This window comes from Actinomadura sp. GC306 (assembly GCF_004348665.1).
Classification (GTDB): Bacteria; Actinomycetota; Actinomycetes; order Streptosporangiales; family Streptosporangiaceae; genus Spirillospora.
Map to the genome: position 1 here is coordinate 17,122 of NZ_SMKM01000017.1, position 18,778 is coordinate 35,899.

The window sequence follows — 18,778 nt, forward strand, 5'->3', positions numbered from 1 at the left end:
CTGCCCGTCCCCGGCGCGCGCTCCCCCGGCCGCCCGCCGCGGCGCGTAACACGATACGGTGAACCGTCCGACGGCCAATTCTCCGACCGGGGAGGACGTGATGGTGCAGGCCTACATCCTCATCCAGACCGAAGTCGGCAAGGCAGCCGATGTGGCGAGCCACATCTCCGGCATATCCGGTGTGACGCTGGCGGAGGACGTCACGGGGCCGTACGACGTGATCGTCCGGGCGGAGGCGCGCAACGTCGACGAGCTCGGCAAGCTCGTCGTCGCGCAGATCCAGGCGGTCGAAGGCATCACCCGCACCCTCACCTGCCCGATTGTCCACATTTAGCCCGAAGCCGCTCCTGGTCGCGGGGCTGGCGCTGGTGGCCGCCGCCTGCGGCGGCGGGGCCGTGCAGGTCCCCGTGCCGCAGCCCGACGCGGCCACGCGGCGGCTGTGCGAGGGGCTGCGGCTCCCCGCGAGCGTGCACGGGCAGGAGCGCCGCGACACCACCCCCGAATCCCCGCTGACCGCCGCCTGGGGGTCGCCCGCGATCGCGCTGCGCTGCGGGGTGCCGCGGCCCGCCTCGCTGGAGGCCACCTCCGAACTGGTGACGATCAACGGCATCGTCTGGTACGGGTACCCCGCCGGCCGCCCGGTCACCTTCACCGCGGTCGCGCGGCAGGCCTACGTCGAGGTGACCGTCCCGCCCAAGTACAACCCGGCCGGGGACGTCCTCATCGAGCTCGGCCCGGCGATCGGGGCGACGATCCCGGCGAAGCCCGAGGGCCAGATCTGACGGGCGAGGGCCTCAGGGGCGGGGGCCTGACCGGCGGGGACCTGACCGGCGGGGACCGCACGGGTCACCAGATCGGGACCGGGCTCTCCCCCCGCCGGTAGTAGCCGGGGATCGGCTCGCGGGCCGCCGCCCGGTCGAGGCGCCGCTTCATCCCGTCCGACAGCACGTCCGCCTTCATCATCTCGACGAACACCGCGGTGACGTTGCCGAGGTCGAACCAGTCCCGCTGCCACGACCACTGCCGGTTGCCCGCGTACCGGAACCACGAGCCGCCGATGCCGAGCACCTCGTACGCGCTCCCGTCCGGTCGCTTGGCGTCGGCGATCTGCTTCCAGAAGCCGACGACCTCGCCCTTGCGCTCGTCGACCAGGATGCTCTGGTACGGGTAGATCCAGCCGTCCAGCCCGCCCATCTCCTGGCCGAGGGCGATGTCGCGGATCTCGTCGCGGCCGACCGCCATGAAGTCCTGCTTGGGGCCGACGTTCCAGCCGTAGGTGGCGTCCTCGGTGTAGAGGTCGGCGAGGGGGCGCCAGTCGCCCGCCTCCTCGCACCGCCGGTTCTCCGCCAGCCAGTGCTCCACCATCGCGTCGAGTTCTTCCCGGGGGAACGAGGGCATCATGCCTCCAGCAGTTTCAGGGCCTGGGTCGGGCAGTAGCGGACGGCGGCCTGCACTTCGGCGCGCATGTCCTCGGGTGGTTCGGCGTCCAGGATCCGGACCTTTCCTTTGCGCGGGACCTCGAAGACGTCCGGCGCCTCCAGCTCGCACATCGCGTGCCCCTGGCACAGGTCCAGGTCGGCCTCGATCCTCACCGGCGCCTCCTGCGGTACCTCGCCGCGCACGGCTGGGCGAGCTGGACGACCATCTTCGAGTGGTCGTTGCGGTAGCTCTCCAGGGGCTGCGCGGGCTCGAACTCCCAGTCCCGCAGCAGCACCGAGAAGATCGCCTTGAGCTGCATCATCGCGAAGTTCGCGCCGACGCAGCGGTGCCGTCCCGCGCCGAACGGCACCCACGTCCAGCGGTTGAGGACGTCCTCCTCGCGCGGGGCGACGTAGCGCTCGGGGTGGAAGGCGTCCGGGTCGGGGAAGTCGCCCTCGATCCGGTTGGAGACGGCGAGGCTGCAGCCGACCATCGTGCCCGCGGGGATGCGGTGCCCGCACACCTCCTGGTCGGACTGCGCGACGCGCAGCAGCAGGATCAGCGGCGGATGCAGCCGCAGCGCCTCCTTGATCGCCGACTCCAGGTACGGGATGGCGCGCAGCGCCTGGAACGACACCTCGCTGCCGTCGGCGTACAGCTCGTCCAGCTCGCGGACGACGCCGCCCAGCACCCCGGGGTTGCGCAGCAGCTCGATCAGCGTCCACGCGGCGGTGCCGGACGTGGTGTGGTGCCCGGCGAACATCATCGAGATGAACATGCCGGTGACCTGGTCGGCGTCGAACCGCAGCGTGCCGTCCTCGTTCTTGATGGACATGAGCACGTCGAGGAGGTCGCGGTCCTCCTTCGGCGGGTTCGGCGGGCGCCCGTCCATGATTCCCTGGACGAGCTCGACGAGCGCCGCGCGGGCGGTGTCGCGGCGGCGGAAGCTCTCGATGTCGGCGTAGGGGTCGACGTAGGCGAGGGCGTCGGTGCCGCGTTCGAGGTCGTGGTACAGGTCGGCGAAGCGGCGGTCGAGCTGCTCGCGGAACTTGCGCCCGATCAGGCAGGCCGACGAGGTGTAGATCGTCAGCTCGGCGAAGAAGTCGAGGAGGTCGATCTCGCCCTCGTCGCCCCAGCCGGCGACCATGCGGTCCACCTCGGCGGCGATCGTCGCGGCGTGGCCCTTCATGTAGGAGCCCTTGAGCGCCTGGTTGTGCAGGGCCTCGCGGCGCTGCTCGGGGGTGGCGTCGAACACCACGCCCTCGCCGAAGATCGGCGTCATGAACGGGTACGCCTCGGCCTGGTCGAGTTCCTCGTCGGGGGCGCGGAAGAAGTACTCGTTGGCCTCGGCGCCGGTCAGCAGGACGACGCGCCGCCCCGCGAGCCGGAACTCGCCGACGTCTCCGCACTCGTCCCGGACCCGCCGCATCAGCCCGATCGGGTCCGTGCGCAGCTCCTCCAGGTGGTCGGGACCGCCCGACACCACGCGCGGCTCCACCAAAGCGGTCATGATTCCTCCAGGGGGGCTTCGGGCTGTACTTCGACGAGCCGGAGATGGGCGCCGCGGGGGGTGGTGACGATCGCGGCGACGGCGGCGGCGATGTCGGAGGGGCGCAGGAAGTACGGGTGGCGGGCGTGCCCCCACTTCACCCAGTCCCCCAGGACGGCGCCGGTGGTCTCGGCGTCCCAGTTCAGGCCCATGCCGGTCGCGGTGGGGCCCGGCCGCACGATGGACGCCCGCACGCCCGTCCCCTCCAGCTCCATCTGCATGGTGCGGGCCATCCCCTCGACGCCGCTCTTGGCGGCGACGTAGGCGCCCGTCCAGGAGCGCGGGGCGGGGACGGTGTCGGAGGAGATGAACACGATGTCGCCGCGCCGGCGCGCCACCATCGCCGGGACGAAGTGCGACACGAGCCGGTGCGCGCCGACGAGGTGGACCTGCACCTGGGCGACGAACTCCGCGGAGTCCAGTTCGTGCAGCCGCCCGGCGGACAGGTCACCGGCGCCGGACACGACGATCTCGACGGGGCCGAGCGCGTCCGCCACGGCCGCCGCGAACGCCTTGACGGAGTCGGCGTCGGCGACGTCCAGCGCGTGCGCGAACGCCTCCCCGCCGCCGGCCTGGATGGTCGCGGCCAGTTCCTCGCACTTGTCCACGCGCCGCGCGCCGAGCGCGACCGGGTGCCCTGCCGTCGCCAGTGCCGTCGCCGTGGCCGCGCCGATGCCGGACGACGCGCCCGCCACCACGACCGGGCGCCGTTCGGGATGGGGATCGAACCTGGGCATGCCTACTGCACCTCCACGCGAACGGGCAGCGTCGCGAAGCCGCGGACGTTCACCGAGTGCACGCGCTCGGCCGCCGCGTGGTCGACCTCGTAGGACGAGACGTGCCGCGCCAGTTCGCCGAGCGCGATCCGCGCCTCCAGCCGGGCGAGGTTGGCGCCGAGGCAGAAGTGCCGGCCGCCGCCGAAGCTGACGAGCTGCGAGGTGTCGCGGTCGAGGTCGTAGGCGTCGGCGTCCGCGAAGACCCGCGGGTCGCGGTTGGCCGATCCGACCAGCAGCAGCATCCGGTCGCCCGCGGGCACCCGCCGCCCGTGCAGTTCGACGTCCTGGGTGACGAGCCTGGCGAGCATCTGGCTGGAGGTGTCGTAGCGGAGCGTCTCCTCGACCCAGTCGTCCACCCGCGCCGGGTCGCCCAGCGGCTTGGCCGCCTGGTCCGGGTTCAGCGAGCCCCAGTACAGGGCGTTGGCGAGGAGCTTGGTCGTGGTCTCGTTGCCGGCGACCACCATCAGGAACAGGAACGCGATGATCTCTTTGTCGTCGAGCCGGTCGCCGTCGATCTCGGCGTCCAGCAGCGCCGAGGTCAGGTCGCCGGAGGGCCGCCGCCTGCGCTCGGCCACCATGTCCTGGTAGTAGCCGACGAGCGTGAGCGCGGCGTCCATCCCGGCGGGCGGGACGTCGTTCAGGCCCTCCTCGCGGTGGACGACGAGGTCGGCGAGCCGCCGCACCTCCACCCGGTCGGCCTCGGGGACGCCCATCATCTCGGAGATGACGTCCATGGGCAGCAGCCCGGCGAAGTCGGCCACGAAATCGAACTCGCGCTTGTCGAGCGCGGGTTCCAGGTGGCGCCTGGCGAGGGCTTTGATGCCGTCGGCCATCTCCTTGACCCGCCGGGGCGTGAAGCCCTTGGACACCAGCGCCCGCATCCGGGTGTGGCGGGGCGGGTCGAGCGCGAGGAACGACATCGTCCGGTGCGCGTGCGGCCCCCAGGCGCTCGGCTCCAGCGAGACGCCGTGCGAGTTGGAGAACGTCGCGTGGTCGCGGAACGCGGCGGCCACGTCCGCGTGCCGCGACAGCGCCCAGAAGCCGAGCTCGTCGTTGCGGTAGAGGGGCGCCTCGTCGCGGAGCCGCGCGTAGAAGGGGTAGGGGTCCTCGTGGACGGCGTAGTCGAAGGGGCTGTAGAAGATCTGCGCGGCGGGGGCCACGGCCGTCACCTCATTCGGCGGGTTCGGGCAGGATGAGCTGCGCCATCTCGGCGAGCCGGTCGGCCATCCGGGCGTAGGACGTGTAGCCCATGCCCGCGTGCACCAGCGCGCCGGTGTAGGCCAGTTCCAGTGCGCCGAGAACCTTGGGGTCGTCGTGGTCGCGCAGCGCGGCCTGGATGCGCCCGCGGATCGCGACGCCGATCCGCACCCGCAGCTCCCGGACGTCGGGGTCGGTGCCGAGCATCGCGGTGGTGCACGCCGCCGCCAGCTCCGGCTCGTCCGACACCAGCAGCGCGATCTCGCGGAGGACCTCCTCCACCCGCTCGTGCAGCGTGCCGTCGGCCTCCACCGGCGGCAGCGCGCTGAGCCGCCGCCAGAACACCTCGGTGATCAGGTGGTTCTTCGACGCGAAGTAGGTGTAGGCGGTCGCGGGCGCGACCCCGGCGCGTTTGGCGACGTTGCGGACGGTGAGACCGTCGTAGCCGCTCTCGCCGACCTCCACCACGGCGGCGTCGGTCAGCCGCCGCACCGTGTCGGCCTGCCGGTCGGTGAGACGGCGGCGGGTGGGCTCGGTCGTCAGCTGCTCATTGCCGGACACGTGTCCAGACATTAGTTCAGCAATGCGCGGACCGCAATGCCGGCACGGCACTTCCCCGGTCGGAGCGTGGCCGGTCGGAGCGTGGCCGGTCGGATGGTGGGGCGGGTGGGATTCGAACCCACTCAGCGCGAGGCACCTGCTTTACAGGCAGGCCCGACTCTCCGGACGTCGGCGCCGCCCCCAGTACGGATCGAGACATCCGCATCCGTACCTCCGGAGGGATTCGAACCCCCAGCACACGGCACCTCATGCCGCTGTCTCTGCCGTTGGACTACGGAGGCATGCGTGCGGCCCCCGGGATTCGAACCCGGAACGTCCACTTCCTGAGAGTGGCCTCTCTGCCCGTTGGAGTAGAGCCGCGTGATCGTCGCGAGGTGGCGTCACTCGCCTGCGGCTCGGCCAGGGTCTACCGGGAGACGGGATACCGGCCGGGGCGGGCGTGCGACGCCGAGGGCAGTCGGAGTCGATAGTGCTCCAGAGCCATGGCCGGTCCTCCTCTCTCGGGTCTCGTGCGTCGTCCGCCTTGGACGGGCTGACGTCGTCAACGGTGCCACCGCCGGACGCGCTGCCGCAACGCATTTTCCCGACCTCTTCCGTCAGCACATACTTACGAGTATGGTCCCCGTACTATGAAGTATGGCGAGGAGATCGTGCGGCGGGTGCGGGAGCTGGCACCGGTACTGAACGAGCGGGCCCGCGCGGCCGAGGAGGCGCGGCGGCTGTCCGACGAGACCATCGCCGACCTGGCCGGGACCGGGCTGTTCCAGATGCTCGTGCCGGCCCGGTTCGGGGGCGGCGAGCAGGAGTTCGGCGCGATGGCGTCGGCGTGCCGGGAGATCGGCGCGGGCGACGCCTCGGCGGGCTGGCTGAGCGTCATCTACACCCTGCACAACTGGATGATCGCCCTGCTGCCGGAGGAGGCGCAGCAGGAGGTCTGGGCCGACCGGCCGTACGCGCTGGTGCCCTGCACCCTCGCACCGAACGGCACGGCCGAGGCCGTCGCCGGCGGGCACCGCGTCACCGGGCGCTGGTCGTGGGGCAGCGGGGTCATGCACGCCGACCACGTGATGGTCATGGCGCTGGTCACCGTCGCGGACTCGATCGAGCCGCGGCTGTTCCTGCTGCCGCGCGAGGACGCCGACGTCCACGACGTGTGGCACACCAGCGGCATGCGCGCCACCGGCAGCAACGACATCGAGATCAAGGACCGCTTCGTGCCGGCGCACCGGTCGGTGCCGCTGATGGACCTCACCGAGGGCAGGTCGCCCGGCGCGGAGGTCCACGACGGGGCGATCTACCGCATCCCGCTCGTCCCGGTGTTCGCGCTCACCGGGGCCGCGCCCGTGCTGGGGGTGGCCGAAGGCGTGCTCGCCCGGTACGCGGAGCGCATGCAGGGACGCGTGATGGCGTACACCGGCGTGAAGCAGCGCGACCTCATGAGCGGCCAGATCCGCCTGGCGAAGGCCACCGCGGACCTCGCCGCCGCGCGCCTCCTGCTGGAGGACGCCGTGCGCGACGTGATGGAGACCTACGAGTCGGGCGGAAGCTACGGGATCGCCGAGCGCGCCCGGTCGCGGCTGGTGGCGGCGCACGTCGCCGGCGTCGCCCGTACGATCGTGAACGAGCTGTGCGCGTTCGGCGGGGCGAGCGTCCAGTTCACGGACTCCCCCTTCCAGCGCGCGCAGCGCGACGTGAACACGATCTCGTCGCACGTGGTCTTCGACGCGGACGCCACGTACGCCCTGTACGGCAGGACCGCGCTGGGGATGGACCCCGATCCGATGACCCTGGTCTGAACGGAGAGCGGTGGGCGGTACGACGAGCCGGGCGCGGGTGGCCCGGCGGGACTGGATCGAGGCGGCCTACCAGGAGCTGGCGCGGGCCGGCGAGCGCGGTGTCGGCATCAACGCGCTCGCCGCCCGGCTCGGCGTCACCAAGGGCAGCTTCTACTGGCACTTCAAGGACCGGTCCGAGCTGATGGGGGCGCTGCTGGACCGCTGGGCGCACGAGCGCACCGACGAGGTGCTGGCGCTCGCGCTGGGCAGCACGCCCGACCCGCTGGAGCGGCTCCGGCGCATCCAGGCGCTCGGCCGCGAGGTCGCGCCGGTCGACCGGGCGATGCGGCTGTGGGCGCAGCACTCCCCGGACGCCGAGGAGGCGGTGCGGCACGCCGACCGGGCGCTGCTGGGCCACATCGCCGCGTGCTTGGAGGGGCTGGGCCTCGTCCCGGATGAGGCCCGGCTCCGCGCGCTGCTGATGCTGCGGACGTGGGTCGGCGGCTACCTCGTCCCGGCCCCGGACGGCGGCGAGGCGCCCGGCGCCGACCGCACGCTCGACATCTTCCTCGCGGACACCGCCGTTTCCTGATTCAGCGGGATCGCCCTTGCGCCCGACCCGGCCCTGAACTGTAGTCTGGACACGTGTCCAGAACAACCGATCGCTTGCTTCTGCTGGACGGGCGGCTGACCCCGAGCGCGGGGGGCGGCGCCTTCGAGACCATCGATCCCGCCAACGAGGACGTGCTCGGCACGGCCGCCGACGGCACCCCGGCCGACATGGACCGCGCGATCGGCGCCGCCCGCCGCGCGTTCGACGAGACCTCCTGGGCCGCGGACCCGGCGTTCCGCGTCCGCTGCCTGCGGCAGCTCAGGGAGGCGATGCAGCGGCGCTCGGACGAGCTCCGCGAGCTCACGATCCGGGAGGTCGGCGCCCCCAGGTTCCTGACGTTCGGCGGCCAGCTCGACACGCCGGTGGACGACCTCGGCTGGTTCGCCGGGCTCGCCGAGTCCTACGAGTGGGAGCGCGACCTCGGCCGCGCCGAGCCGATGGGCATGCCGAGCCACCGGTGGATCCGCCGGGAGCCCGTGGGCGTCGTCGGGGCGATCACCCCGTGGAACTTCCCACACCAGATCAACCTGGCCAAGCTCGGCCCGGCGCTCGCCGCGGGCAACACCGTGGTGCTCAAGCCGGCGCCCGACACCCCCTGGTGCGCGGCGGTCCTCGGCGAGATCATCGCCGCGGAGACCGACATCCCGCCGGGGGTGGTGAACGTGGTCACCTCGTCCGATCACGGGCTGGGCGCCCAGCTCGTCGAGGACCCGCGGGTCGACCTCGTGACGTTCACCGGGTCCACCGCCACCGGCCGCACCGTCATGGCGAGCGCGGCCGCCACCCTCAAGCGGGTCTTCCTGGAACTGGGCGGCAAGTCGGCGTTCATCGTGCTGGACGACGCCGACCTCAGGGCCGCCTGCTCGTTCGCGGCGTTCTCCGGCATCGCCCACGCCGGGCAGGGCTGCGCGATCACGACCAGGATCCTCGTCCCGCGCGACCGCTACGACGAGGCCGTCGAGATCACCGCGAAGTCGCTGGCGAAGCTCGGCGCCGGGGACCCCGGCGACGACCGGACGATCTGCGGCCCGGTCATCTCGGCGCGGCAGCGCGACCGCATCGAGGGCTACCTGAGGCTGGCCGTCGAGGAGGGCGGGTCGTTCGCCTGCGGCGGCGGCCGGCCCGCGGGCCGCGACAAGGGCTTCTGGATCGAGCCGACCCTCGTCACCGGGCTGTCGAACGACGCCCGCACCGCCCGCGAGGAGATCTTCGGGCCGGTGCTGGTGATCATGCCCCATGACGGCGACGACGACGCGGTCCGCATCGCGAACGACTCGCCGTACGGGCTGTCGGGCGCGGTGCACGGCGGTGACCTGGAGCGGGCGCGGGCGGTCGCGGCCCGGCTGCGCACCGGGACGGTCGGCGTGAACGGCGGCGTCTGGTACAGCGCGGACGTCCCGTTCGGCGGCTACAAGCAGTCCGGCATCGGCCGCGAGATGGGCGTGGCCGGTTTCGAGGAGTACCTGGAGACCAAGGCGATCGCGGAGGGCACCACATGAGGTTCGAGGGCAGGGTGGCCGTGGTCACCGGGGCGGCGCAGGGCATCGGCGAGGCGTACGCGCGGGCGCTGGCGGCCGAGGGCGCGTCCGTGGTCGTCGCCGACGTGGACGAGCGCGGCCAGGCGGTCGCCGACGACGTCAAGGGCCTCTTCGTGCGGACGGACGTGTCCGACCCCGCGTCGGTCGAGGCGATGGCGGCGGCCGCCGTGGAGCGGTTCGGCGGCATCGACCACCTCGTCAACAACGCCGCCATCTTCGGGTCGATGAAGCTGGACTTCCTGTTCACCGTCGACTGGGACTACTACAAGAAGTTCATGTCGGTGAACATGGACGGCGCGCTGCTGTGCGCGCGCGCCTGCTACCCGCACATGCAGGAGCGCGGGGGCGGCTCGATCGTCAACCAGTCGTCCACCGCGGCGTGGCAGTACTCGGGCTTCTACGGCCTGGCCAAGGTCGGGGTCAACGGCCTCACCCAGCAGCTCGCGCACGAGCTGGGCAGCATGAACATCCGGGTGAACGCGATCGCGCCGGGCCCGATCGACACCGAGGCCAACCGGACGGTCGTCCCCGGCGGGATGTCGCAGAAGATCGTCAAGGAGAAGATGGCGCTCAAGCGGATGGGCACGCCCGAGGACCTGGTCGGAATGTGCCTGTTCCTGCTGTCGGACGAGGCGTCCTGGGTCACCGGCCAGATCTTTAATGTGGACGGCGGCGAGGTGTTCCGAGCATGAGCGAAGCTGACCGGGAGCACGGGGCGCGGGGGGTCGGGTTCATCGGGCTCGGGCAGATGGGCGCGCCGATGGCGCAGCATCTCCTCGGGCGCGGCCTGGTCGTCCACGACACCCGTCCCGAGGCGGTCGCGCCGCTGGTGAAGGCGGGGGCGCGCGCGGCGCAGAGCATCGCCGAGGTGGCGGCGGCCTGCGACCTGGTGTCGATCATGGTGCGGGACGACGCGCAGGTGGCCGAGGTGGGCGCGGAGGTCGTCGCGAGCGCCCGCCCGGGGACCGTGCTGGCGATCCATTCGACGATCCGCGCGAAGACCGCCGAGGACCTGGCCGAGAAGGCGCGGCCTTACGAGATCGACGTCGTGGACGCGCCGGTCAGCGGCGGGTTCATGGGGGCGAGCGCGGGCCGCCTCGCCGTCATGGTCGGCGGGACGGACGAGGCGTTCGAGCGCTGCCGGGAGCCGTTCGGCGACTGGGCGGACCTCGTCCTGCACATGGGCCCGGTCGGCGCGGGCACGCGCACGAAGCTGGCCCGCAACATGCTGCACTTCATCTCGTTCACCGCGGCGGCCGAGGCGCAGCGGCTGGCGGAGGCGGCGGGGGTGTCGCTGCGCAAGCTCGGGCGGGTCGTCCGGCACTCCGACGCGATCACCGGCGGCGCCGGGTCGATCATGCTGCGGCCGACGACCGCGCCGCTTGAGCCGGACGACGATCTCTACGACATCCTGTGCCACACCCGGGACCTCGGCGAGAAGGACCTGTCCCTCGCCCTGGAACTGGCCGGCGAGCTGGGGGTGGACACCCCGTTCGCCCGCCTCGCCCTGGAACGGTTCGGCCCTGGACTCGGCCTGCCGGGAGCTGCGGATGACTGACATGGACGAACGGCGCGCGCGTGGCCTGGAGATGATGCGCAAGGTCTACGGGTGGGAGATCGAGGACGCACCCGGCGAGTTCTTCGGCATCACCGTCGACCACCTCTTCGGCGACATCTGGACGCGGCCGGGGCTGAGCATGCGCGACCGGCGGCTCCTGCTCGTCGGCGCCCTGGCCGGTCAAGGACTGAACGACGTCCTCGACATCCAGATCCCGGCGGCGCTGGCCAACGGGGAGCTGTCGCCCGACGAGCTGCGCGAGATCGGCATCTTCCTGACCCACTATGTGGGCTGGCCGCTCGGGTCCAGGCTGAGCGTCCAGATCGACACCCTCATCGCCAAACACGAGAAGCGCACCCGCCGCAAATCCGACGAGCACCGGTAACCACACCACCACCAAGCTCCGCCGGAGTCCGTTGACTTGCGGCGTGTTGCCCTTATGGAGCGCTCCATAAGGGCAACACGCCGCAAGTCAACGAGTCGCGGGCCGGTTAGGGGGTCGGGTCGGGCATCAGCATCGGGGCGGTCACCCGGAAGCGGTCGACGCCCCGCCTGGTGAGGTTGACCCTCAGGTCGATCCAGCCGGGCCGGGCGGCGCCGTCGCAGTCGTACGTTCCGGGCGCGGGGAAGTGCAGGTCGCCGACCGACAGCTTGGCGCCGCGGACGCGCACCGGCAGCAGGATCCGCGACCCGGCGGCCAGCGGGGCGACGGCGCAGCAGCCGACGTCCCGGCCGCGCGCGCCGCTCGGCACCGCCACCGGGGCCGGCGGCGCGCACCCGATGATCCCGGGATGCCCGCCGGAGTCGTGGCCGCCGGCGGACCGGCCGACGGCGAGCACGTCCACCGCGATCACGTCGCCGGGTTCGGCGCCGACCACCACGAGCGGCCCGCACAGCAGGACGTTCTCCCCGGGCTCGTGCACCCGGCACTCCATCCGGACGGAGCCGCCGGTGATGACCTCCGCGACGCCCGGTATGTCGGGATGCCAGTGGTCGTGGCCGGGGACGTCCCGCGTTCCGGGGTCTGCCAGGCCGAACAGGGTGGACGAGGACATCGGGAGCCGCTCCTTGCGTCGGAACACGCGGACGTTCTGAGCATGACCGGCGGCTGTTTCGGCCCGGTTTCCGTGCCCTGAAGCCCGCGTTAGATCGGACGGGAAACCCCGAAGAACCCGACAGCGCCAGGGAACCCGGGAGGCGTCGCGCGCGTCGAACCCCCATGCGTGGTCGTGTCTTCATTCCGGTCGCGGGGATGGTGCTGGCGGCCGGCTGCAGCGGCTCCCCCGGTGCCGCGGACCGGCCGAGCGCGGCACCGGTACGGCTCGTCGCCTACGACGACTGCGCCGCTCTCCACGAGAAGCTGCGCGAGGCGACGGCGGACCGGGTCGGCTCGCACGGGCTGGGCGACGGCCCGCCGCCGATCGACATGCCGAGCGACACCGCGCTGAAGGGCCCGCGGGCCGCCGGCGCGGCGCCCGGTGCGCCGCCGCGGCACTCCACCACGAACGCCCACGAGCGGGACGCCGACGAACCCGACCTCGTCAAGACCGACGGCCGCAGGATCGTCACGATCGCCCGCGGGAACCTCGTCCTCATCGACCCCGCGACGCGCAAGGTCACCGACACCCTGGACCTGCCGGGCGGGGACGCCCGCGGCGGGGCACGGCTGCTGCTCGACGGCGACCGGGTCCTCGTGCTGGACGAGGAGTCCCCGGTGGACCCGCCGCTCCGGCGTCCGGCGCCCGGAGCCGGCGGCGGCCTGCCCGCGCCGCAGACCCCGAAGCCCACCACGCGCCTGACGCTCGTCGACATCTCCGCCGCTCCGAAGGTCGCCGGCACGATGACGACCCACGCCGGCTTCGTGGACGCGCGGCAGACCGGCGGGACGGTCCGGGTCGTGCTGAAGTCCGTCCCCGACATCCACCTCCCCAGCGGCGACATCGAGACGCAGCGCAGGGCCGTGGTGACGGCGCCGCTCGACGCCTGGCTCCCGGTTTTCCAGGTCGAGGCCGGCGGCCGGTCCACCGACTACCGCGTCCCGTGCGACCGGGTCAGCCGCCCGGCCTCGTACGCGGGCTCGACCATGCTGAGCGTGCTGACGTTCGACCTCGCCAAGGGCCTCGGCGACCCGCAGGCGATCGGCGTCACCGCGGACGGCAGCACCGTCTACGGCAACGGGAAGAGCCTGTACGTCACCGCCACTCCCCCCGGCGCGTCCCCGTGGAGGCCGCGCGAGAAGCAGAGCGAGGAACGCACCGACGTGTACAAGTTCGACGTCGGCGGCGAAGGGCGTCCCCGCTACGTGGCGTCGGGTTCGGTCAAGGGCTTCCTGCACGACCAGTACGCCATGTCGGAGCACGGCGGGAAGCTGCGCATGGCCACGACCACCGGCCGGTTCGCGGGTGACGACCGGTCGTCGCAGAGTTCGGTGTACGTCCTGGAACAGGCCGGGTCGCAGCTGCGGCAGGCCGGGCGGATCGACGGGCTCGGCAAGGGCGAGCGGATCTACTCCGTCCGCTTCCTCGGGACGACCGGCTACGTCGTGACGTTCCGCGAGATCGACCCCCTGTACGTGCTCGACCTGGCGGACCCGCGCCGGCCCCGCCTCACCGGCGAACTGAAGATCCCCGGCTATTCGGCGTACCTGCACCCCGCCGAGGACGGGCGCCTGCTCGGCGTCGGGCAGGACGCCGACCGCACCGGCCGCACGAGGGGCCTGCAGGTTTCGCTGTTCGACGTCTCCGGTGAACAGCCCCGCAGGATCGACCACCACACCCTGCCCGGCACGACCTCGCAGGCGGAGTTCGAGCCGCACGCCTTCCTGTACTGGCCGGACTCCGGCCTGACCGTCATCCCCGTGAACGCCCGCGACGGCGGAAGGTCCGAAGCGCTCGCCTTCAAGGTGACCGCTTCGTCCATCACCCGCCTCGGAACCGTCCGCCACCCACCCGGCGACCGCGGCGGCGGCATCAACCGCTCCCTGATCATCGGCGACACCCTGTGGACGTTCTCCGACACCGGCACCCGCGCCACCAACGCCACGACCTTGAAGACCTCGACCTGGCTGCCTTACTGATCCGCCCCTCCGACAACCTCGGCCCGCACGCGAGCGCGCGACCTGACCGGTGCGGCGAAGCCGGAGGCGAGCCGCACCGGGAAGATCGCGAAGCGATTCGCGCTCGCACAGGCCAGGTCACGCAGCGAGCGCTGGCGAGCGAAGTGGGCCTGGACTGCAATAGGTTCAGCGGAGGCCGGTGGAGCGGTGCACGGCCGTCTGGATGAGCCGGTCGACCAAGGCCGGGTATTCGAGCCCGGTCGCGGCCCACATCTGCGGGAACGCCGACGCGGGCGTGAAGCCCGGCATGGTGTTGATCTCGTTGAGGATCCAGCCGCCGTCGGGGGTGTGGAAGAAGTCGACGCGGGCGAGGCCCTCGCAGTCGAGCGCGTCGAACGCCTGGACGGCGATGCGGCGGACCTCCTCGATCGCCGCGGGCGGCAGGTCCGGCGGGATGGCCATGGTGGTCGAGCCGTCGAGGTACTTGGTCTCGAAGTCGTAGAAGTCGTGGTCGCCGCCCATCAGCACCTCGGCGGGGAGGCTCGCCTCGGCGGGGCCGTCGTCCAGGCCCTGCAGGACGCCGCACTCGATCTCGCGGCCGTCGACCGCCGCCTCGACGATCACTTTCGGGTCGTGCTCGCGGGCCGCCTCGACCGCCGCCTCCAGGCCGGCCTCGTCGGTGACGCGGGTGATGCCCATGCTCGACCCGGCGCGGGCCGGCTTGACGAACACCGGCCGCCCGTCCGCGAGGCCCAGCTCCTTGATCTCGTCGATCTTGCGCTTGCGCTCGCGCCGCCACTCCCGGTCGCCGACCAGGACGTACGGGCCGACGGGCAGGCCACGCGCCTGCCACACCAGCTTCATGAACCCTTTGTCCATGCCGACGGCGCTCGCGAGCACCCCGGCGCCGACGTAGCGGACGCCCGCGAGGTCGAGGAGGCCCTGGATCGTGCCGTCCTCCCCGTAGGGGCCGTGCAGCAGCGGGAGCACCACGTCAACGTCGCCGAGCGTCTCCGGGACCCGCCCGGGTTCGACGACCAGCAGGCCGCGGTTGCCGGGGTCGAACGGCAGCGCGAGGACGCCGCCCGCACCGGTCACCTCGGGCAGCCGGCCGCCCTCGATCGCGAGCGAGAGGTCGGCCGGGGGCAGCACCCAGCGCCCGTCGCGGGCGATGCCGATCGGCACCACCTCGTAGCGGTCCCGGTCGATGGCGGCCATGACGGCCCCCGCGGTGACGCAGGAGATCGCGTGCTCGGAGCTGCGCCCGCCGAAGACGACGGCCACGCGGATCTTCGAAACCTGGGACATGAGGTCCGACCCTATCGGTGATCAGCCCGGGCGGGCCACGAGCGGTTCCGGGACGCCGGCCGGGCCGGCCGGTGCGGCCGGTGCCGCCGGGACGCCGTCACAGGCCGTACCGCTCGGGCTTCGGGGAGCGGGAGATCAGCGAGACGGCCGCCTCCTTGATCGGCATGCCGTGGTGCAGGACGGCCGTGACCGCCTCGGTGATCGGCATCTCCACGTTGTGCTTGCGGGCCAGCTCCAGCACCGCCTCCGCCGACTTGACGCCCTCGGCGGTCTGCTTGGTGACGGAGATGACCTCGTCCAGCGTCATCCCGCGGCCGAGGTTCTCGCCGAAGGTGCGGTTGCGCGACAGCGGGGACATGCACGTCCCGACGAGGTCGCCCATGCCGGCGAGCCCGGCGAAGGTGTGCTCGTCCGCGCCGAGCGCCGCGCCCAGCCGGGCGATCTCGGCGAGGCCCCGGGTCATCAGCAGCGCCTGCGTGCTGGCGCCGAAGCCGAGGCCGACCGCCATGCCGACGCACAGCGCGACGATGTTCTTCACCGCGCCGCCCAGCTCGCAGCCGACGACGTCGGTGGAGGTGTAGACGCGGAAGTACGGCGTCATCGTCGCGGCCTGCAGGCGCCGCGCGGCGTGCTCGTCGGCGCAGGCCGCGACCGCCGCGCCCGGCTCGCCGCCCGCGACCTCGCGGGCGAGGTTCGGCCCGCAGAACACCCCCACCCGCTCGGCGGGGACGTTCGCGACCTCGCCGATGACCTCCGACATCCGCCGGGAGGTGCCGAGCTCGACGCCCTTCATCAGGCTGACGAGGACCGCGTCCGGCGGCAGCAGCGGCAGCCACGCGCCGAGGTTGTGCCGGAGGGTCTGCGCGGGGACGGCAAGCGCGACGAAGTCGGCGCCCGCCAGGGCCTCGGCCGGGTCGAGCGTGGCGCGGACGCCCTCGGGCAGCGTGACGCCCGGCAGGTAGTCGGGGTTCTCGTGGCGCTCGTTGACCGCCTCCACGACCTCGGGACGGCGGCCCCACAGGACGACCTCGCCGCCCGCGTCGTGCAGCAGCTTGGTGAACGTCGTCCCCCAGGACCCTGCCCCCATCACCGCGGTGCGGTACGTCACGAGTCGGCCGCCTTAGGGTCGCCGTTGCGGGGCCGCACCTGCTCGGAGACCACGGGCTCGGAAACCACGGGCTCGGGCACCGCGGGCTCGGATACCGCGGGCTCGGGCACCGCGGGCTTGAACGCCCCGGCGGGGCCGCGCCGCTCCTCCAGGACCCGGTGGTGGTCGTAGCGCTCCCTGGGCGGCTCCTCGCCGCGCAGCTCGCCGAGCAGCCCGGTGATCGCGGTCATGATGTCATCGGTCGCGGCAAGCAGGGTCTCCTTGGTGAGCGGGCGGCCCGCGTACCGCGCCAGGTCGACGGGCGGCCCGGCCGCCACCTTCATCGTCTTGCGCGGGAACGGGTGGAACCCCTTCTTCAGGCGTCCGGCGAGGCCCGTCCGCGCGCCCTTGCGGTAGGGCATGAGCTCGTGCGCCCCCCAGTTCGCCACGGGGACGACCTTCGCACCGGTCTTCAGCGCCATCCGCGCGACGCCGGTCTGCCCGGTCATGGGCCACAGCTCGGGGTCGCGGGTGCAGCTGCCCTCGGGGTAGAACATCAGGCATTCACCGTCGCGGAGGGCCTGCTCGGCGTCCTCCAGGGCCGCGGCGGCGTCGGCCCGGTCGCGGTACACGGGGATCTGGCCCGTGCCGCGCAGGACGGTCCGGACGAACCGGGTCTCGAAGAGCGTCGACTTGGCCAGGTAGACGGGGTAGCGGCCCGACGCGTACACGAAGTGGGCGAGCGCGAGGGGATCGGCCTCGGAGATGTGGTTCGCCGCGATGATCACGCCGCCCTCGCCCGGCACGTTGCCGCGGCCGCGCCAGTCCCGTTTCAGCAGCGCGAGAAGCAGCGGGCGCAGGATGACGATGGTGAGCTTCCGCCAGGCCGGCGAATACCCGTGGCTCATGCCCCGTCTCCCCTCCTCAATCGGTCCCCGAGCGAACGCAGGGTGCCCACAAGTGTCGCGGGTGCGTCCGCATAGTGTCGAGTTGCCATGTCTACATCACAGAGCAGCGCGTCTCATCTCCAGTGGTCGCTCGTCGTGCCGGTGAAGGTGCTGGCCCGGGCGAAGACCCGCATGTCCGCGGCGGCGGGCCCGCACCGCGAGGCCCTCGCGCTGGCGGTGGCGGCCGACACGGTCGCCGCCGCGCTGCGCTGCGACCGGGTCCGGACCGTGATCGTCGTCACCGACGACCCCCTCCCGGCGGCCGAGCTGGCCGCCCTCGGCGCCCGCGTCGTGCCGGACGTGCCGGACGCCGGGCTGAACCCGGCCCTCGTCCACGGCGCCGGCCACGGCCGCGAACTCGCCCCGGACACCGGCATGGGCGCACTGTCGGCTGATTTGCCCGCTTTGCGGCCTGATGAACTCACCCGGGTGCTCGACGCGGCCTCCCGGGCGCCGGAATCGTTCGTCCCGGACGCGGCCGGCATCGGCACGACCCTGTACACCGCCCGGCCCGGAGCCGCGTTCTCCCCCGCCTTCGGCGGCGAGTCCCGCGCCGCCCACCGGGCCCGCGGCGTCCGCGAGATCCTGCTGCCGGAGACCGAGAGCGTCCGCCGCGACGTCGACACCGTCGACGACCTCAGGGCGGCCCTCGCGCTCGGCGCGGGCCCCCGCACCACCGAGGTGGCAGCCCGCCTGCCCGCCTTCGCCTAGGGCCGGCCGCGTTCACTTGCGGCGTGTTGCCCCTATGGGCACGCCGGAAAGGGCAACACGCCGCAAGTCAACGGGTATCGGGCCGGGCGGCGTTCGTGGGCACCGCACTAGGGTTCGGGTATGCAGGCGACGGTCAAGGGTTTCGATGCCGCCACCCGGTCGGGGAGCGTGCTCCTCGACGACGGGACGGAGCTGCCGTTCGACGGCGCGGCGTTCGCGGCGGGCGGGCTGCGGCTGCTGCGGCTCGGGCAGCGGGTGAACCTCGCGATGGACGGCGACCGGATCTCGGTCGTGACGCTGTCGACCTTCCCGCTGCCGCCCCGGGACTAGGGCCCGCCCATGCGGCAGCGCCCGGGACCGTCATGGCACGGTCCCGGGCGCTGTCGCGGCGAGGCTACTTCTTGCCGGCCACCAGGTTCTTGAAGTCCGCACCGGCCTTGAACTTCGGCACGGACGTCGCGGGAACCTCGATGGTCTTGCCCGTTGCGGGGTTGCGGGCCGTACGGGCAGGCCGGTCGGCCTTCTCGAACGATCCGAACCCGGTGATCGCGACCTTGTCGCCCTTGGCGACGGCGTTCTGGATCGCCTCCAGGATGGCGTCGACGGCTTCGGCTGCGGCCTTCTTGCTGCCCAGCCGGTCAGAGATGGCGTCGACCAGCTCACGCTTGTTCATGGGTTACTCCT

At 72.6% G+C, this 18,778-nt stretch carries 22 protein-coding genes and 3 tRNA genes; 11 read left to right on the plus strand and 14 right to left on the minus strand.

Annotated features, from left to right (window positions below; genetic code table 11):
- Positions 1–100: 100 nt before the first annotated feature.
- Entirely contained in the window at positions 101–334 is a 234-nt protein-coding gene (locus E1200_RS04570; RefSeq protein WP_131950515.1) for an Lrp/AsnC ligand binding domain-containing protein, read from the plus strand.
- A complete protein-coding gene (locus E1200_RS04575; RefSeq protein WP_243708338.1) occupies positions 321–782 on the plus strand; it encodes a DUF3515 domain-containing protein in 462 nt (153 codons plus the stop codon). Before E1200_RS04570 ends, E1200_RS04575 begins: the two co-directional genes overlap by 14 nt.
- Positions 783–846: 64 nt before the next feature.
- On the opposite strand, the gene E1200_RS04580 is transcribed toward E1200_RS04575, so the two are convergent.
- From E1200_RS04580 to E1200_RS04620, 9 genes are all read right to left on the minus strand, one after another.
- On the minus strand, positions 847–1,398 hold the full coding sequence (locus E1200_RS04580) for a nuclear transport factor 2 family protein (protein ID WP_131950516.1): 552 nt from the start codon (positions 1,396–1,398) through the stop codon (positions 847–849).
- Positions 1,398–1,592, minus strand: coding sequence for a ferredoxin (locus tag E1200_RS04585; RefSeq protein WP_131950517.1), 195 nt, complete (start codon positions 1,590–1,592; stop codon positions 1,398–1,400). The genes E1200_RS04580 and E1200_RS04585 overlap by 1 nt, the downstream gene beginning before the upstream one ends.
- Positions 1,589–2,929 (minus strand): cytochrome P450, encoded by a 1,341-nt coding sequence (locus E1200_RS04590; RefSeq protein ID WP_131950518.1) that lies wholly within the window; start codon positions 2,927–2,929, stop codon positions 1,589–1,591. The genes E1200_RS04585 and E1200_RS04590 overlap by 4 nt, the downstream gene beginning before the upstream one ends.
- Complete coding sequence (locus E1200_RS04595) at positions 2,926–3,705, minus strand: SDR family oxidoreductase (protein WP_131950519.1); 780 nt, start codon at positions 3,703–3,705, stop codon at positions 2,926–2,928. The genes E1200_RS04590 and E1200_RS04595 overlap by 4 nt, the downstream gene beginning before the upstream one ends.
- A 2-nt stretch (positions 3,706–3,707) precedes the next feature.
- Positions 3,708–4,904: a cytochrome P450 gene (locus tag E1200_RS04600; protein ID WP_243708339.1), complete on the minus strand. Its 1,197-nt coding sequence runs from the start codon at positions 4,902–4,904 to the stop codon at positions 3,708–3,710.
- Positions 4,905–4,914: 10 nt separating this feature from the next.
- The gene (locus E1200_RS04605; protein WP_243708340.1) at positions 4,915–5,502 is read right to left on the minus strand and encodes a TetR/AcrR family transcriptional regulator; all 588 of its coding nucleotides are present in this window, start codon (positions 5,500–5,502) and stop codon (positions 4,915–4,917) included.
- 94 nt (positions 5,503–5,596) lie between these two features.
- Positions 5,597–5,683: transfer RNA gene (locus E1200_RS04610), tRNA-Tyr, on the minus strand.
- A 27-nt stretch (positions 5,684–5,710) separates the two neighbouring features.
- Positions 5,711–5,783: transfer RNA gene (locus E1200_RS04615), tRNA-Leu, on the minus strand.
- Between the two features lie 5 nt (positions 5,784–5,788).
- A tRNA-Leu gene (locus E1200_RS04620) sits at positions 5,789–5,862 on the minus strand.
- A 269-nt stretch (positions 5,863–6,131) separates the two neighbouring features.
- Here E1200_RS04620 and E1200_RS04625 point away from each other — a divergent pair.
- From E1200_RS04625 to E1200_RS04650, 6 genes are read left to right on the plus strand one after another with little or no spacing between them, the layout of a single operon-like run.
- Positions 6,132–7,298, plus strand: a complete 1,167-nt coding sequence (locus tag E1200_RS04625; RefSeq protein ID WP_131950520.1) for an acyl-CoA dehydrogenase family protein — start codon at positions 6,132–6,134, stop codon at positions 7,296–7,298.
- A 10-nt stretch (positions 7,299–7,308) separates the two neighbouring features.
- On the plus strand, positions 7,309–7,869 hold the full coding sequence (locus E1200_RS04630; RefSeq protein ID WP_131950521.1) for a TetR/AcrR family transcriptional regulator: 561 nt from the start codon (positions 7,309–7,311) through the stop codon (positions 7,867–7,869).
- 53 nt (positions 7,870–7,922) lie between these two features.
- Positions 7,923–9,389, plus strand: a complete 1,467-nt coding sequence (locus tag E1200_RS04635; RefSeq protein WP_131950522.1) for an aldehyde dehydrogenase — start codon at positions 7,923–7,925, stop codon at positions 9,387–9,389.
- A complete protein-coding gene (locus E1200_RS04640; protein WP_131950523.1) occupies positions 9,386–10,120 on the plus strand; it encodes an SDR family oxidoreductase in 735 nt (244 codons plus the stop codon). Before E1200_RS04635 ends, E1200_RS04640 begins: the two co-directional genes overlap by 4 nt.
- Positions 10,117–10,986, plus strand: coding sequence for an NAD(P)-dependent oxidoreductase (locus E1200_RS04645; protein ID WP_131950524.1), 870 nt, complete (start codon positions 10,117–10,119; stop codon positions 10,984–10,986). Before E1200_RS04640 ends, E1200_RS04645 begins: the two co-directional genes overlap by 4 nt.
- Positions 10,979–11,371, plus strand: a complete 393-nt coding sequence (locus E1200_RS04650) for a carboxymuconolactone decarboxylase family protein (RefSeq protein WP_131950525.1) — start codon at positions 10,979–10,981, stop codon at positions 11,369–11,371. The genes E1200_RS04645 and E1200_RS04650 overlap by 8 nt, the downstream gene beginning before the upstream one ends.
- Positions 11,372–11,477: 106 nt before the next feature.
- Here the strand turns inward: E1200_RS04650 and E1200_RS04655 are convergent, their stop codons facing one another.
- Positions 11,478–12,041 carry an acetamidase/formamidase family protein gene (locus E1200_RS04655; RefSeq protein ID WP_131950526.1) on the minus strand — a complete coding sequence of 188 codons (564 nt, stop codon included), beginning with the start codon at positions 12,039–12,041 and terminating at the stop codon, positions 11,478–11,480.
- Between the two features lie 164 nt (positions 12,042–12,205).
- Between E1200_RS04655 and E1200_RS04660 the strand changes: the two genes are divergently transcribed.
- Positions 12,206–14,062, plus strand: coding sequence for a beta-propeller domain-containing protein (locus tag E1200_RS04660; RefSeq protein ID WP_131950527.1), 1,857 nt, complete (start codon positions 12,206–12,208; stop codon positions 14,060–14,062).
- A gap of 165 nt (positions 14,063–14,227) precedes the next feature.
- On the opposite strand, the gene E1200_RS04665 is transcribed toward E1200_RS04660, so the two are convergent.
- The 3 genes from E1200_RS04665 to E1200_RS04675 form a co-directional block, all read right to left on the minus strand.
- Positions 14,228–15,349, minus strand: coding sequence for a D-alanine--D-alanine ligase family protein (locus tag E1200_RS04665; RefSeq protein WP_131950528.1), 1,122 nt, complete (start codon positions 15,347–15,349; stop codon positions 14,228–14,230).
- A 97-nt stretch (positions 15,350–15,446) separates the two neighbouring features.
- Positions 15,447–16,436 (minus strand): NAD(P)H-dependent glycerol-3-phosphate dehydrogenase, encoded by a 990-nt coding sequence (locus tag E1200_RS04670; RefSeq protein ID WP_131950547.1) that lies wholly within the window; start codon positions 16,434–16,436, stop codon positions 15,447–15,449.
- 17 nt (positions 16,437–16,453) lie between these two features.
- The gene (locus E1200_RS04675) at positions 16,454–17,344 is read right to left on the minus strand and encodes a lysophospholipid acyltransferase family protein (protein ID WP_131950529.1); all 891 of its coding nucleotides are present in this window, start codon (positions 17,342–17,344) and stop codon (positions 16,454–16,456) included.
- An 87-nt stretch (positions 17,345–17,431) separates the two neighbouring features.
- Between E1200_RS04675 and cofC the strand changes: the two genes are divergently transcribed.
- The gene (gene cofC / locus E1200_RS04680) at positions 17,432–18,094 is read left to right on the plus strand and encodes a 2-phospho-L-lactate guanylyltransferase (RefSeq protein ID WP_131950530.1); all 663 of its coding nucleotides are present in this window, start codon (positions 17,432–17,434) and stop codon (positions 18,092–18,094) included.
- 120 nt (positions 18,095–18,214) lie between these two features.
- Positions 18,215–18,424, plus strand: coding sequence for a hypothetical protein (locus E1200_RS04685; RefSeq protein WP_131950531.1), 210 nt, complete (start codon positions 18,215–18,217; stop codon positions 18,422–18,424).
- Positions 18,425–18,488: 64 nt separating this feature from the next.
- Here the strand turns inward: E1200_RS04685 and E1200_RS04690 are convergent, their stop codons facing one another.
- A complete protein-coding gene (locus tag E1200_RS04690; RefSeq protein ID WP_021598708.1) occupies positions 18,489–18,767 on the minus strand; it encodes an HU family DNA-binding protein in 279 nt (92 codons plus the stop codon).
- Positions 18,768–18,778 lie beyond the last annotated feature (11 nt).

What these genes read in the sequence shown, in the direction of transcription:
- E1200_RS04570 (WP_131950515.1), top strand. Translation starts at nt 101, where the DNA reads ATGGTGCAGGCCTACATCCTCATCCAGACCGAAGTCGGCAAGGCAGCC.
- E1200_RS04580 (WP_131950516.1), bottom strand. Translation starts at nt 1,398, where the DNA reads ATGCCCTCGTTCCCCCGGGAAGAACTCGACGCGATGGTGGAGCACTGG.
- E1200_RS04590 (WP_131950518.1), bottom strand. Translation starts at nt 2,929, where the DNA reads ATGACCGCTTTGGTGGAGCCGCGCGTGGTGTCGGGCGGTCCCGACCAC.
- E1200_RS04595 (WP_131950519.1), bottom strand. Translation starts at nt 3,705, where the DNA reads ATGCCCAGGTTCGATCCCCATCCCGAACGGCGCCCGGTCGTGGTGGCG.
- E1200_RS04625 (WP_131950520.1), top strand. Translation starts at nt 6,132, where the DNA reads ATGAAGTATGGCGAGGAGATCGTGCGGCGGGTGCGGGAGCTGGCACCG.
- E1200_RS04640 (WP_131950523.1), top strand. Translation starts at nt 9,386, where the DNA reads ATGAGGTTCGAGGGCAGGGTGGCCGTGGTCACCGGGGCGGCGCAGGGC.
- E1200_RS04645 (WP_131950524.1), top strand. Translation starts at nt 10,117, where the DNA reads ATGAGCGAAGCTGACCGGGAGCACGGGGCGCGGGGGGTCGGGTTCATC.
- E1200_RS04650 (WP_131950525.1), top strand. Translation starts at nt 10,979, where the DNA reads ATGACTGACATGGACGAACGGCGCGCGCGTGGCCTGGAGATGATGCGC.
- E1200_RS04655 (WP_131950526.1), bottom strand. Translation starts at nt 12,041, where the DNA reads ATGTCCTCGTCCACCCTGTTCGGCCTGGCAGACCCCGGAACGCGGGAC.
- E1200_RS04660 (WP_131950527.1), top strand. Translation starts at nt 12,206, where the DNA reads ATGCGTGGTCGTGTCTTCATTCCGGTCGCGGGGATGGTGCTGGCGGCC.
- E1200_RS04665 (WP_131950528.1), bottom strand. Translation starts at nt 15,349, where the DNA reads ATGTCCCAGGTTTCGAAGATCCGCGTGGCCGTCGTCTTCGGCGGGCGC.
- E1200_RS04670 (WP_131950547.1), bottom strand. Translation starts at nt 16,436, where the DNA reads ATGGGGGCAGGGTCCTGGGGGACGACGTTCACCAAGCTGCTGCACGAC.
- E1200_RS04675 (WP_131950529.1), bottom strand. Translation starts at nt 17,344, where the DNA reads ATGAGCCACGGGTATTCGCCGGCCTGGCGGAAGCTCACCATCGTCATC.
- cofC (WP_131950530.1), top strand. Translation starts at nt 17,432, where the DNA reads ATGTCTACATCACAGAGCAGCGCGTCTCATCTCCAGTGGTCGCTCGTC.
- E1200_RS04685 (WP_131950531.1), top strand. Translation starts at nt 18,215, where the DNA reads ATGCAGGCGACGGTCAAGGGTTTCGATGCCGCCACCCGGTCGGGGAGC.
- E1200_RS04690 (WP_021598708.1), bottom strand. Translation starts at nt 18,767, where the DNA reads ATGAACAAGCGTGAGCTGGTCGACGCCATCTCTGACCGGCTGGGCAGC.